We start from the raw sequence: 13,928 nt of genomic DNA on the forward strand, positions 1-13,928 counted from the left end.
TGTTGCGTAAGTCCAGAATTCAGAATAATTCTAATTTACTCACACAATTCAATGTGTTGCGCGAGCGAATATATTCGGGACCGTTTGGTGAGTCAGGCCAATCTGAGTTGCATTCGGGTCAAAATTTTGCAATTCCATTTAAATATGACAATTTCAGTCAAATTGGGCCAAAATGGAAATTCGCACGCGACCGAAACACGCCATCGACTATCAGGACATTGCACGCCCTCTGGCGGTGATGCGGCGCGACTATAAGAAAAGTGCCTCGTCCGGCTGGCACAGTCACCGGCGCGGCGAACTTCTCTATAGCAATAGTGGCTATATGACGGCGCAGACCGAAGATGGCGCTTTCATGCTGCCGAGCGGCTATGCCGTGCTTCTTCCGCCCGATGTGCCGCACACTGTCGACATTTATGGCGCAGTGGAAATGCATGCCGTCTTTATCGAAGAATCGGTCTTGCGCGAGCACTGGGAGCCGACGCGCGTTCTGAAAGTTTCTCCCCTGTTGGACGCCAGCGTGCAGGCTCTGGCTGAGGAACCGGTGCTTTACGATGAGAATGGCCGTGGCCAACATCTCAGCGCGCTTATTCTGGACGAGGTTCGCTCGGCACAGGAGCAGCCCTATGTCGTTTCGCTTCCGACCGACAAGCAATTGCGCAAGCTTTGCCGCAGCCTGCTCGACAATCCTGGTCTCGACCTCACGATTGACGACTGGGCGGACGAAGTCGGCATGAGCCGTCGCACCATGACGCGCAAATTCCGTCTCCAGACAGGCATGAGTTTTGTCGAATGGCGGCAGCGTCTGCGTGTATCCCATGTCATGCGCAAACGCGCAGAAGGCATGCCGCTTGCCATCGCCAGCGTCGAAGCGGGTTATCAGAGCGTTTCGACGTTGAAGAAGACGATGAAACGATTGGGCGGCCAATAGTCAGATGACTCACTGGTAGCGCGATTATATCCGCCGTACAGGCAAATTGATTTCAGCTGCCGCGAATAGTCCCAAATGCAAGATCAGACTGAGGCCGTTAAACGATATGGAGAAACGGCATGAGAGTGTCGGTACTTTCTTTAGCTGCGGCACTGGCTGTATTCGCCTTTAATGCCGAAGCCACCCCGATCAGCAATCTGCAAGCAACCGTGCAATCCGGACTGGTGCAAAAGGCTGATTACCGCTGCGGTCGCGGCTGGCGCATGACCTATGACGGTGTATGCGTTCCCGGTTATCGCCGCCCACCACCACCTCCAGGTTGGGGCTGGGGTCCACCGCCTCCGCCACGCTGGGGCTGGGGACCGCCGCCGAGAGACTGGCGTCGTCACCACTGGCGCGACGAATATCGGGACCGGCCAGCGCGCCACAGACCGCGCCCTTATTGGGACTGATTTCAAGCCATACGATCGGGCGGCCAAGGCCGCCCTTTCTCTTGTCAACGCCTCGCCCATTCCGCTGCACGCAATTTCAGTTCCTTGCTAAACCCTATTGATATCGCAACGAAAATCGAAGCTGAAATTTTTTGATTTACGTACCTCATTTTTGCTCCTATGGTTTGTTTGGAGGAGCAGGAATGAAACCCACCGTTCATGATATAGCGCGCACTGCGGGCGTCAGCCTCGCAACGGTTGATCGCGTTTTGAACGACCGTCCTGGCGTCCGATCCAAAACCCGTGAGCGGGTGGTGGATGCCATGAATACGCTTGGCTATGTCCGCGATGTGGGAGCCGCCAATCTGGCGCGCAGCCGGCTTTATCACTTCGATTTCATTGTGCCCGACAATGACAACACCTTCATGCTGAGCCTTCGCGACGAGATCGCTATCGCGACTGAGCGAGCGCTGGCCGAGCGCGTCTCGATCAATCTCATTCTGGTTCCTGCATTTGATGAGGTTGCACTGGTCGCGGCGCTCGACACCAGCGCCCTACGCAAGCCTGACGGCGTGGCCTTCGTCGCGCTCGATACCGACCCTGTTCGGGCGGCCTGCGACCGACTGCGCGCAAACGGCGTGCATGCCGTGACGCTGGTTTCTGATCTCGGCCACTCGGCCCGCGAACACTATGTCGGCGTGGACAATGCTGCGGCGGGGCGCACGGCGGCTCGTCTTCTCGGTCTATTCGCGAATGGAACCGAAGGCGTCATCGCCATTCTGACCGGCTCGTTGAAGGTGCGCGATCATCGCGAGCGCTTCGATGGTTTCACCTCGGCCATGCGGAACAATTTTCCCGAACGCTCCATCCTCCCTGCCCTTGAAGGGCTCGATGAAGATGCGCGGGTGGAAAATCTGGTACGCACCCTGCTTCGCGAACGCAACGATATTGCAGGCATTTACAGCCTTGGCGCTGGCAATGGCGGATTGCTACGTGCGCTTGCCACCCATGCCGGAAAGCGCCCTCTGGTGATCGCCCATGAGCGCGACGACGCGACCTCGCAGGCGCTGGAACAAGGGCTGGTGCATGGCGTTCTGGCACAGGATGCCGGGCATGAAATCCGCAGCGCCATTCGCATCCTGAAAGCCTCTGCAGACCGGCTGCCGATTATTGCCGGGCAGGAACATATTCGTATCGAAATCTTTCTCAAAGATAACCTGCCGCAGTTCTGTTAAACCGTTGGCCATCGTGAACTTTCGACAGGAGCAACCATGTATCTCGGCCTCGATCTTGGAACATCCGGCGTCAAAGCGCTTCTGATCGACGACAATCAGCGGCTTGTCGGCTCGGCACATGGCGAACTAGATGTATTCCGCCCGCATCCGGGCTGGAGCGAACAGAACCCCACCCAATGGATCAGCGCCACCGAAACCGCTATAGACGCCTTGCGGCAAGCTCATCCGAAAGAATTCGGGGCCATCAAAGGCATCGGCCTTTCAGGCCAGATGCACGGCGCGACATTGCTGGACAATGCGGATCAAGTGCTGCGCCCCTGCATCCTCTGGAACGACACGAGAAGCTATCGTGAGGCCGCAGAGCTTGATGCTGATCCGGCCTTCCGCACTATTACCGGCAATATCGTCTTCCCCGGTTTTACCGCACCCAAACTCGTGTGGGTCGCCCGCAATGAATCCGATACTTTCGCCAAAACACGCAAGATACTGTTGCCGAAGGATTATTTGCGCCTCTGGCTGACTGGCGAACACGTATCAGACATGTCGGATTCAGCAGGAACAAGCTGGCTTGACACCGGCGGACGTCACTGGTCATCCGAATTGCTTGCAAAGACCGGACTGACCGAAAGCCAGATGCCACGACTTGCGGAAGGCAGCGACGCTACGGGACAGTTGCGTGCGGAGCTGGCAGTGCGTTGGGGCATCGACGGTCGCCCTGTGGTCGCAGGCGGCGCTGGCGACAACGCCGCCTCGGCTTGCGGCATGGGAACGGTAAAGCCCGGCCATGCTTTCGTGTCGCTTGGCACGTCCGGCGTCTTGTTTGCCGCCAATGGCGCTTATCAGCCTAAGCCTGAAAGTGCCGTCCATGCCTTTTGCCACGCGCTGCCCGGCACATGGCATCAGATGGGCGTTATTCTCTCGGCGGCAAGCGCGCTTGAATGGTTCGCGCGCGTCGTCGGCGCAACGCCGCATGTGCTCGATCAGGAACTGGGCGACACCGTAAAAGCGCCCGGCAGTGTAACCTTCCTACCCTATCTGTCGGGCGAGCGTACGCCTTATAATGACGCGAAAATTCGCGGCAGCTTTAACGGTCTGGAGCATGAAACCGACCGAAACGCCTTGACGCAAGCCGTTCTGGAAGGCGTCTCCTTTGCCATCCGCGACAGTCTCGCCGCGCTTCAATCCGCAGGCACGGAAATCCATTCTCTCATCGCGGTTGGCGGCGGCTCCCGCTCCGCCTATTGGCTAAAATCCATTGCCACAGCGCTGAACACGCCCGTTTTGCTGCCAGAAGAAGGTGACTTTGGCGCCGCCTTCGGCGCCGCGCGTCTGGGGCTGATTGCGGCCAGCGGGGCTGATCCGTTCGCAATTTGCACGCCACCACGCACCGCTCGCACTATCGAGCCTGAACAAGCGCTTCTCTCCGCTTATGACGAAGCCTATCAGCGCTATCGCGCACTCTACCCGGCCCTACATTCACTGGCTGGCTAGACTGGATAACAAAAACCCGCCTTCCGGCGGGGTTTTGGATTTAGTTCAACGCCACGCTATGAGGCGTGCGACAGGCGGCAAAGCGGTCGAGCTTTTGATCATAAACCGTTGTCTTGATTTGCATCATCCCAAGCACGGTATGGAACAGATTGTCATGCGACGATGGTTCGGCAACGGTCTTCCTCAGGCAATCGACATCAAGGCCCGTGTCGGAGGCATATTCCGGCGCAAACCACGTGATGAACGGCACATGGGTCTGCTGCGATGGCGCGATAAAATAAGGCGCTGCATGGAGATAAAGACCGTCTTCGCCAAGAGATTCACCGTGGTCGGACATGTAGATCATCGATGAAGCAAACTTGTCTTCGTTCGCTTTCAGCAGATCGATGACTTCCGACAGGATGTGATCCGTATAGAGGATCGAATTGTCATAGGCATTGACGATCTCTTCATGCGAGCACTTGGCAAAGTCGTTCGAGCGGCAATCGGGTTTGAACTTCGCAAATTCTTCCGGATAGCGGCGGTAATAGGCCGGGCCATGACTGCCTGTCATATGCAGGACAATGGTGGCATTACCCGTCAGCTCTTTCAGTTCCTTATCCAGACTGTCGACCAGAATCTGATCGATACATTCGCCACCCTCGCAGTAACGCGTGTCCTTGGCGTTTTGCAGGTCGATCAACTTGATGCGTTCGGCAACGCCCTTGCTGCCGGTATTGTTTTCATACCAAGCCACCTGCACGCCCGCATGTTGCAGCACGTCCATCAGATTTTCCGATCCACGGAACTTGGTGTTTGAAAACTCTTCCCGCGTGAAAGGTGAGAACATGCACGGCACCGAAACGGAAGTTTCCGTTCCGCAGCTCGTCGTGTCTGTGAAGGCAACGACATTGCGCTGCTTCAATTCCGGGTTGGTTTCCCGCGAATAGCCGTTGAGGCTGAAATTCTGCGCGCGTGCGGTTTCGCCGACAACCACAATCGTCAGCAACTTTTTATCCGCAGGCAGCTTCGTTGCCGTCTGCTTGGCATCCAGTCCAAGCGGCTCCATCGGTATGTCGCGGTTCTTGATTGTATGCGCCACATATTGAACCGTGCTGGTGATCGGGGTTCCCGGCATCAGCTTCTGCATGATGTCGGCATTATGTTCACGGAACATCGACGAATAGGCTGCATAATTAACGCCCAATATGGCGATCGTCGCCAGCAGGCAGGCGAGGATAATGCCGGTATTGACCGCCACCTTGCCCAGCAAAGGCCGGTGTTTGACCCGCACCCAGACAATCAGCAGCGACGGCACCACGCCGAACAGCAGCATATGCCAGGCAAAGCTTGGCGTCAGCAGCGCGCCGGACTCGGCCTGCGTTGTCGTCAGTGCGGCCTCGACCACATATTTGTCGATGATCGTCCCGAATGTATCGGTGAAATAGGAACCGCCAGCTGCGATCAGGACAAACAGGATCAGGATCGGCTTGATGACATATTTCGCCGAAAAGATCAGAAGCAGAGCGGTATGCAGCAGCAGAAGAGCTGCCGCTATGCCTGCGAGTTTCCAAGGCGAATCCGCATAGTAAGAACCTATTGCGTGCCAGAACGAAGCATTGGTGAAGATGAAAACATAAAGCACCGTCAGAAGGCACAATGGGCCGCTGGCGATTGCGGGACGGAATTTCTGCATGGCGTATGTCTCAAGCGGCTTTTTGCAGGACCTGCCGCAAAACAGGCAGATCAATATGACCAATACGCCTTCGCAAGCGTTCGCTTACAAAAATGAAATTAAAATGGTTTTTCTACGGCGGAGCGACCGCACCACGGTCGCCCCACAACATTTTCGGCAAGCCGTCAGAGACTGACCCAGGCCCCATTTCTCTTGGACGAGCGTACGCAAGCATCGATAAAGCTCACGCCCAGCAGCCCATCGTCAACAGTCGGGTAAACCACCGCAATGTCCGGCTTGTTGCCTTCGCGATGCGCCTCAATGGCATTGGCCGCTTCGGTATAGATCGTCGCAAAAGCCTCGAGATAACCTTCCGGATGACCGGCAGGCACACGCGTTACCCGCGCAGCTTCAGGCCCGGCTCCGGCTCCGCCGCGCGTGATAAGCCGCTTTTCGCCACCGAAGGGGGTAAACCATAGCCGGTTCGGGTCTTCCTGCGCCCATTCAATGCCGCCCTTTGTGCCATAGACACGCAGACGAAGCGCATTTTCATTACCGGGCGCAACCTGACTGCACCAGAGCATGCCTTTCGCGCCACCCGCAAATCGCAGCATCACATGCGCATTGTCGTCAAGACGACGCCCCGCGACGAAACTGTCGAGATCGGCGGCCAGACTATCGAGTGTCAGTCCGGTCACAAAGGAGGCCAAATTGAAGGCATGGGTACCAATGTCACCCGTGGCGCCGCCAAGGCCGGATTGGGCCGGATCGGTCCGCCAGACAGCACCCTTCGCGCCGGTGGCTTCGACGGCTTCCGTCAGCCAGTCCTGCGCATATTCCACCTGCACGACCCGCAGATCGCCGAGTTCACCACTGGCCACCATCGCGCGGGCCTGCCGCACCATCGGATAGCCGGTGTAGTTATGGGTCAAAACGAACAATGCGCCGCTCTCATCAGCAGCCTTTTTCAGCTTTTTGGCATCGGCCAGCGTGGAGGTCAGGGGCTTGTCGCAGATGACATGGATGCCGCGCTTCAGGAACTCTTTCGCAGCTTCGTAGTGAACATGGTTGGGCGTCACGATGGAAACGGCTTCAATGCCATTTTTCAAGCGCGCTTCACGGATCGCCATCTCCCGGAAGTCCGAATAGATACGGTCCGACGCTAGTCCCAGTTCATGCCCCGAGGCTTGCGCCTTTTCCGGCGATGAGGAGAGTGCGCCCGCAACCAGTTCGAACCGGTTGTCGAGCCGCGACGCCATGCGGTGCACGCCGCCAATGAAGGCCCCGGCTCCGCCGCCAACCATGCCGAGACGGATGCGCGGCGTTGCAGTTTCCTTGGTTTTGGCTTCAATCGTCATGAATTCCTCATTTCGTCTCAAAGACCCAGCATACGGCGATTAGCAGCGTCATCGGTACCGCCCGATGCAAAATCATCAAATGCCTTGTCGGTGACGCGTATGATATGCGCCTTTACGAATTCTGCGCCTTCGCGTGCGCCATCTTCCGGATGCTTCAACGCGCATTCCCATTCGACCACGGCCCAGCCGTCGAAATCATTCGCGGCCATTTTGGAGAAGACAGCGCCGAAATCAACCTGCCCGTCGCCCAGCGAGCGGAAACGACCGGCACGATTGACCCAGCCCTGATAACCGCCATAGACGCCCTGTCGTCCGGTCGGATTGAACTCCGCGTCCTTGACGTGGAACATTCTGATCCGGTCTTTGTAGATGTCGATATTGTCGAGATAATCGAGACATTGCAGCACATAATGCGACGGATCATAGAGCATGTTGGCGCGCGGGTGGTTCTTCACACGCTCCAGAAACATCTCGAATGTCACGCCGTCATGCAGGTCTTCGCCCGGATGAATTTCATAGCAGATATCGACGCCATGCTCCTCCGCATGGTCGAGGATCGGCGTCCAGCGGCGTGCGAGTTCATCAAACGCCGTTTCGACAAGACCGGCAGGTCGCTGCGGCCATGGATAGACAAACGGCCATGCGAGCGCGCCCGAAAAGGTCGCATGTGCACCAATGCCGAGATTGCGCGATGCCTTGATTGCCATCTTGACCTGCTCAACGGCCCAGGCCTGTCGAGCCTTGGGATTGCCGCGCACTTCCGGCACGGCAAAGCCGTCAAAGGCTTCATCATAGGCTGGATGAACAGCAACAAGCTGGCCTTGCAGATGGGTGGAAAGCTCGGTGACCACCACCCCGTTTTCCTTCGCCACACCGGCGAATTCGTCGCAATAATCCTTGGATTCGGAGGCTTTTTTAAGATCGATCAGCTGGCTTGCCCAGGTGGGCACCTGCACGCCGAGATAACCTTTTTCGGCGGCCCATTTGGTTATGCCGTCCCATGTGTTGAACGGCGCTGCATCGCCGGCGAACTGCCCGAGAAAAATCCCCGGCCCCTTGATCGTCTTCATCGAAACTCCTCCAGAAAAGCACATCCCGAAAAGAATGACGTGGTGTCGAGTAAAATGTGCCTCAAAACAAATAGTGAGAGTACCGATCTGATGTAGTCAGATCAAACCGGGCTCCAGAATGGAATGCGCCCGCCAAAATGGCGGGCGCACGCAACGGATCAGAATGGCGAATCCGGGAAGTAGAACTGCTCGGCATTGTCTTTCGTGACAAGCGTTGCATCGAGGATGTAATTGCCGCTGACCGGAGTCTGGTCATAAAAATGACCGGCCGTGAGCTGCATGGCGGTGCCCACCATCGCTGGCGGATAGAGCACGTCGACTGGCACCAGCTTGTCGCCGTCCATGACTTTCTTGATCATGTCCTTGGAACCAGCACCAGCAACGATGTACTGAATGTCGCTGCGGTTGGCCTGCTTGATGGCTTCGAGCACGCCCACAGCCATATCGTCATCCTGACACCAAACCACGTCGATCTTCGGATATTTGGTCAGGAAGTCCTGCATCACGCGGAAAGCGTCGTCGCGGTTCCAGTTGCCGTATTGACGGTCAAGAATCTTGACGTTGGAGCCTTCAATGCCCTTGTCGAAACCGTCCTGACGCTGCTGATCAATCGGGATCGGCATGCCGCGAATAACGACAACCTGCGCATCCGGGGTGGTCTTCTTGATATATTCGCCTGCGACCTGACCAAGCGCCGGATTGTTACCGGCGACATAAAGATCGCGGATCGAGTTGTCGTTGTTGCTCGGCGCACGGTCAACCAGCGCAACGAATGTGCCCTTGTCCTTGATTTCCTTGATCGCATTGACCAGTGGATCCGGGTCAGACGGCAGCACCACCAGAGCATCGAGGCCCTGTACTGCCAGATCCTGCAACGCATTTGCCTGATTAGCCGCATCCGGCGAGGTCTTGACGATAACGTTCAGACCCGGATGCTCCTGCATCAGAAGCTTTGCCACGCGCTCGGCGTGATACACGACGCCTGCCGTCCAGCCATGGTCGGCAGCCGGAATTGAAACGCCGATGGTGACCTTCTTGTCCTGCGCGCTGGCAACACTGGTAAATGCCATGGCGCTTGCAGCCAAAGCGGCGAAAGCAACGCCCAAAAATTTCCTTCGCATGTTTTCCTCCCAAAAAACGGGGCTTGTCTCTTTCAATGGACGCATGCCTTGTTCCCAGCACCGTATCCGGTTTCGGGAGACATACCCCTTTTGCCGGAATCGCCCCTGCAATTCCGCCAATTCCTGCATGTCATCGCCGTGACAGTGATCGCTGCACCAGCATGGCGATGATGATGATCGCGCCCTGAATGGCCCCGATCAGATATTCGCTGACGAAGTTCGACAGCAGCATGATGTTGCCGACGATCTCCAGAATGAACGCGCCGCAGATCGTCCCCCAAACCCGAGCGACACCGCCGCGCAGCGCCGTTCCGCCAACCACAACAGCCGTGATGGCCTGCAACTCCCAAAGGATGCCGGTCGTGGCCGATGTAGACCCCAGACGCGGCACGTAAAGCAGCACGGCAACCGCCACACAGAGCCCTTGAACCACATAGGCTATCGTGCGCACGCGCTTGACCGAAATGCCGGAATAACGGGCAACATCCTCGCTGGAGCCGACCGCAATCACATGACGTCCATAACGCGTGCGATAGAGGACGAAGGCAGCAATCGCCGCCGTGACGAAAATGGCGATCACCGGCACTGGCACGCCGAGAACCGTACCGAAATAGGCCGGGCGATAGAGCGACTGTATCTCCGGGTTTCGAAGCGTAATCGCGCCGCCCTGCGACAGCCATGTCGTCAGGCCGCGATAGATGCCCATCGTACCAAGCGTTGCGATGAAGGGTTCAATCCCGCCAACTGTCGTAATCAACCCGTTCAGGAGACCACAGGCCGCGCCGACCACGACCGCCAGCATGACGGCGGCGATCAGCATCAGCACCGGATCGGCGATGACACCACTATTCATGAACAGGATCATGATGCTGGCCACAAAGGCGACCATTGCGCCGACAGAAAGATCAAGACCGCCAGACGAGATCACATAGGTCGCGCCAAGCGCAATGATGGCGATGAAAGCGCTGCGCGTGGCGACATTCAGCAGATTGTCGATGCTGATGAAATTGGGATTGGCGACTGTTCCCAGAACGAGCAGAAGAGCGAGCGCGATGAACGGCGCGATGGCTCTCAGGTCCCAGTCCTTGGACGTTTTCGGTGCCCGGCTTTTGTCAGTCGCAACCTGTGTCATTGAATTCCCACTCATTGTCTTTTTCTGTTTATTGCCGTTCAGGCCGCTTCTGCCGCATCAACACCGGTCGCCAGAACGACGATATTGTGTTCTGTCATCCGCTCGCCCGTGACCTCCCCGGCGATACGTCCTTCACGCATCACGACGATACGGTCGCAAATACCGATCAGTTCCGGCATTTCCGATGACACAACAATGATCGAACGGCCCTCGTCCGCCAGATTGGCGATGAACTGATAAATCTGTTCCTTGGTCCCGACATCGATGCCGCGGGTCGGCTCGTCGATGATGACGATGGAGGGATCGAGCATCATCATCTTGGCCAGAAGCAGCTTCTGCTGGTTACCGCCGGACAATTGTCCGGCCAGAATATCCTTGCTCCCTGTACGAATGTCGAACTCGCGGATCGCATCATCCAGCGCCACCCGCTCCTTATTGCGGTCGATTTGGAAGCGGCTGACAAATTTCTTCAGCGAGGCAAGCGTCAGGTTGATGCCCAAATCCTTGGTCAGCAGCAGCCCCTTACCCTTACGGTCTTCGCTCAGATAAGCGATGCCTGCCGTCAGACTGTCATGGGCATCGCGGAAATGCGCGGGCTTGCCGTTATGGCGCATATCGCCCTTACCGGGACGCAGACCCACGACACCTTCCATCAACTCAGTACGCCCTGCACCAACCAGCCCTGCGAAGCCGAGTATTTCACCTCTGTTGAGGCGGAAACTCGCTTCCTTCACATGGCCGGGCACGGAAAAGCCGCTGACTTCCAGAACGGCCTCACCGCCATGCTGCGTGGCGCGGTCAGGGTAAAGCTTTGCCACATCGCGCCCGACCATCAGCCGCGCCATATCAGCAGGTTGAAGCTCCGATGCCAGATGCGCAGCAACAAGCGTTCCGTCACGCAACACGGTCACCCGGTCGGAAATTTCTTTCACTTCCGGCAGGCGGTGCGAAATGTAGAGGATTGCAACGCCCTTGGCACGGATATCGCGAATAACCTTCAACAAGGCTTCTGTTTCAACCGGCGTCAGCGAGGCCGTTGGCTCGTCGAAAATCACCACGCGATGCGGCACCAGCAGAACACGCGCAATCTGCACCAACTGGCGCTGTGCTATCGACAGGCTGCCGACCACCGCATCAGGATCGATATCCGCACCGAGATCCCGGATTGCCTTGCGCGCACCCTCACGCATAGCGCGGTCGTTGACGGTAATGCCATTCGTCAGCTCTCGGCCGAGGTAAATATTCTGCGCAACGGTCAGATCGGGCGCGAGCAATATTTCCTGATGGACAAGAACGATGCCCTGCGCTTCCGCCTCAACCGGATTGGCAAAGGCTATTGGTTTGCCATCAATGTGGATTTCACCCGCTGTCGGGCGTTCATTGCCCGCAAGAAGCTTCATCAGCGTCGATTTTCCGGCGCCATTTTCGCCGATGATCGCGTGAACTTCGCCGCCGTAAATCTGCAGATTGATATTCTTCAGCACCTGCACAGGGCCGAAAGATTTCGACAAGGATCGGGCTTCAAGAAGCGCCGCTTTATCGGTTTTTGCAGCCGAAATCATAAGCGCGCACCATTCGATGCGCCACGCTTGCGGCCAAAGCCTCCCAGCCATTGATCCTGATAATCAGATCGCACGTGAACTCCTCCCAAAGCCTCACAATTGGGAGCTTAACTTTCGATCTGAGGTACGTAAAGCAAAATTGTACAAACGTTGTCATTTCAGATTTACTGAAAGCTGGCATGAACCAGCCATGCCCTTGCGATCATGCCGGGGATCGCTATATATATAGCACACCCATATTTTAGATTGCTAAGTAATGTATGACCCAAAACAGGAACTGCACGCTGCGTTCACCATGGGCCTATCCACTGCGGCCCGAAAAATGCGCAACCTTTTTGATTCCCGCGTCCGCGCGCTTGGCCTCACACTGTCACGCGCCCGTGTGATGCTCTTGCTAGCGCAGGACCGCGACTGGAACCAGCGCGAACTGGCCGATGCATTGGAAATCGAGCATCCGTCGGTTGTCCGCTTGCTGGATGGGCTTGAAAAACAGGAACTTATCCGCCGTGTTCCTGTGGAAGGCGACCGCCGCGCCAAGCGCATCGAGCTGACCACGGAAGGGCAGGAGCAGGTTCGCGAACTTCAAGATGTGACCCATCACATTCGCGCCGAGCTTCTTGAAAAGATCGACCGGCAATCGCTGGAAAATGCGCTTTTCGTGCTTCAGGAAGTCACGCGTACAGCGGAATTCGCACTGGTCCCGCAGGACAGCTGAAACACTTCAAATTCCTGTGCCGCCCTCTGGAATAGTTGTCCCGGACGGCCTAGATTCAAGCCGAATGACAGGGAGTGTACCCATGAGCTACAGCAAGAATCCGGAGGCCATCGCCAAGCTGTCACCGGAACAGTATCGTGTTACGCAGGAAAGCGGCACGGAACGCCCGGGAACGGGCGAATATCTCTATAATAAGGAAGCCGGCATTTACGTCGATATCGTTTCCGGCGAGCCGCTATTTGCTTCCAGCGACAAATACGAATCCCATTGCGGCTGGCCAAGCTTCACCAAGCCGATTGAACCCGCCAATGTCAGCGAATTGAATGATATCTCGCACGGCATGGTTCGCACCGAAGTGCGTTCAGCCCATGGCGACAGCCATCTCGGACACGTCTTCCCGGACGGTCCGGTGGACCGTGGCGGTCTGCGTTATTGCATCAATTCCGCCTCCCTGCGCTTCGTTCCGAAAGCAGAGATGGAAGCGGCAGGCTATGGCGATTATCTCGATCAGGTCGAAGACGTCGCATAAAAGACAAAGGCCGCCTTTTCGCCCCCGCGAAAGGGCGGCTTGTCATTCATTACTTACGTCGATGACGCCAACAGCCGTCTCAGAAGCGCTTTCAGCTCCTCTATCGAACGGTCGATTTCGAGCTTCTTTTTCTCAAGTTCACCGAGCTTTCCGGAAAGCGTCGCACGCAAGTTGTCGAGCTGGCTCAGGTCGCTTGCGCCTTCTTTCCAGAGATCGATAAGCTGTTTGGTCTCTGCGAGCGTAAAGCCGATCTGACGACCGAACAAAATGAGACGCAGCCGTGTGTGGTCTTCACGGTCATAAAGACGCGTGACCCCGGCCCGCCTTGGACTCAGCAGTCCCTTATCCTCGTAGAAACGTAACGCGCGCAACGAAAGCCCGAATTCGTGCGCAAGATCGCCAATTCTGAACAATTGGCTGCGTTGCTGGTTTTCTTCTCTGACCTTCAAGCTGCTCCCGGTCAGGAGCTCCGCTATCGTTACAGGCTCAATGGCCGTTTCACTCATATTCATCCCTGTTTCCGCCCCCGGAAACGCCCGTCCACCGCACCGGAGCGCGATGGAACCTCGTTGAGAACCGACTCAGGACGAAGCTTCAGTCACAAAATGACCGGGCCACCCCGTCGATTCTGGTTGTCCATACTGTCATGACAGACCCGGTCACTTCCGAACCCGGGCAATTTGGTGCCTACCACACCTGCTC

The 13,928-nt window shown here is 56.8% G+C and carries 13 protein-coding genes; 6 read left to right on the plus strand and 7 right to left on the minus strand.

All coding sequences use genetic code 11. The features are described 5' to 3' along the window. Positions 1 to 172 precede the first annotated feature (172 nt). The 4 genes from FHW00_RS21210 to xylB all read left to right on the plus strand — a co-directional run bounded on the left by FHW00_RS21210 (position 173) and on the right by xylB (position 4,085). Positions 173 to 928 carry an AraC family transcriptional regulator gene (locus FHW00_RS21210; protein WP_078340324.1) on the plus strand — a complete coding sequence of 252 codons (756 nt, stop codon included), beginning with the start codon at positions 173 to 175 and terminating at the stop codon, positions 926 to 928. A 119-nt stretch (positions 929 to 1,047) separates the two neighbouring features. Next, entirely contained in the window at positions 1,048 to 1,380 is a 333-nt protein-coding gene (locus tag FHW00_RS21215) for a hypothetical protein (RefSeq protein ID WP_078340323.1), read from the plus strand. Positions 1,381 to 1,562: 182 nt separating this feature from the next. Next, positions 1,563 to 2,594 carry a LacI family DNA-binding transcriptional regulator gene (locus tag FHW00_RS21220; RefSeq protein ID WP_113533484.1) on the plus strand — a complete coding sequence of 344 codons (1,032 nt, stop codon included), beginning with the start codon at positions 1,563 to 1,565 and terminating at the stop codon, positions 2,592 to 2,594. A 36-nt stretch (positions 2,595 to 2,630) separates the two neighbouring features. Further along, positions 2,631 to 4,085, plus strand: a complete 1,455-nt coding sequence (gene xylB, locus FHW00_RS21225) for a xylulokinase (RefSeq protein WP_078340322.1) — start codon at positions 2,631 to 2,633, stop codon at positions 4,083 to 4,085. Positions 4,086 to 4,125: 40 nt separating this feature from the next. Here xylB and FHW00_RS21230 read toward each other — a convergent pair whose 3' ends face one another. The 6 genes from FHW00_RS21230 to FHW00_RS21255 all read right to left on the minus strand — a co-directional run bounded on the left by FHW00_RS21230 (position 4,126) and on the right by FHW00_RS21255 (position 11,982). Then, positions 4,126 to 5,760: a phosphoethanolamine transferase gene (locus tag FHW00_RS21230; RefSeq protein ID WP_078340321.1), complete on the minus strand. Its 1,635-nt coding sequence runs from the start codon at positions 5,758 to 5,760 to the stop codon at positions 4,126 to 4,128. Positions 5,761 to 5,924: 164 nt separating this feature from the next. Then, entirely contained in the window at positions 5,925 to 7,097 is a 1,173-nt protein-coding gene (locus FHW00_RS21235) for a Gfo/Idh/MocA family protein (RefSeq protein ID WP_078340320.1), read from the minus strand. 17 nt (positions 7,098 to 7,114) lie between these two features. Then, on the minus strand, positions 7,115 to 8,167 hold the full coding sequence (locus FHW00_RS21240; protein WP_078340319.1) for a sugar phosphate isomerase/epimerase family protein: 1,053 nt from the start codon (positions 8,165 to 8,167) through the stop codon (positions 7,115 to 7,117). A 158-nt stretch (positions 8,168 to 8,325) separates the two neighbouring features. Next, positions 8,326 to 9,288: a substrate-binding domain-containing protein gene (locus FHW00_RS21245; protein ID WP_078340318.1), complete on the minus strand. Its 963-nt coding sequence runs from the start codon at positions 9,286 to 9,288 to the stop codon at positions 8,326 to 8,328. A gap of 130 nt (positions 9,289 to 9,418) precedes the next feature. After that, positions 9,419 to 10,420 (minus strand): ABC transporter permease, encoded by a 1,002-nt coding sequence (locus tag FHW00_RS21250; RefSeq protein ID WP_078340317.1) that lies wholly within the window; start codon positions 10,418 to 10,420, stop codon positions 9,419 to 9,421. Between the two features lie 38 nt (positions 10,421 to 10,458). After that, positions 10,459 to 11,982, minus strand: coding sequence for a sugar ABC transporter ATP-binding protein (locus tag FHW00_RS21255; RefSeq protein WP_078340375.1), 1,524 nt, complete (start codon positions 11,980 to 11,982; stop codon positions 10,459 to 10,461). A gap of 256 nt (positions 11,983 to 12,238) precedes the next feature. Between FHW00_RS21255 and FHW00_RS21260 the strand changes: the two genes are divergently transcribed. Next, positions 12,239 to 12,697 (plus strand): MarR family winged helix-turn-helix transcriptional regulator, encoded by a 459-nt coding sequence (locus FHW00_RS21260; protein ID WP_078340316.1) that lies wholly within the window; start codon positions 12,239 to 12,241, stop codon positions 12,695 to 12,697. 82 nt (positions 12,698 to 12,779) lie between these two features. Next, positions 12,780 to 13,226: a peptide-methionine (R)-S-oxide reductase MsrB gene (msrB, locus tag FHW00_RS21265; protein ID WP_078340315.1), complete on the plus strand. Its 447-nt coding sequence runs from the start codon at positions 12,780 to 12,782 to the stop codon at positions 13,224 to 13,226. Between the two features lie 53 nt (positions 13,227 to 13,279). On the opposite strand, the gene FHW00_RS21270 is transcribed toward msrB, so the two are convergent. Then, positions 13,280 to 13,732 (minus strand): MerR family transcriptional regulator, encoded by a 453-nt coding sequence (locus tag FHW00_RS21270; RefSeq protein ID WP_078340374.1) that lies wholly within the window; start codon positions 13,730 to 13,732, stop codon positions 13,280 to 13,282. Positions 13,733 to 13,928 lie beyond the last annotated feature (196 nt).

The organism is Ochrobactrum sp. P6BSIII (assembly GCF_014138065.1).
GTDB lineage: Bacteria > Pseudomonadota > Alphaproteobacteria > Rhizobiales > Rhizobiaceae > Brucella.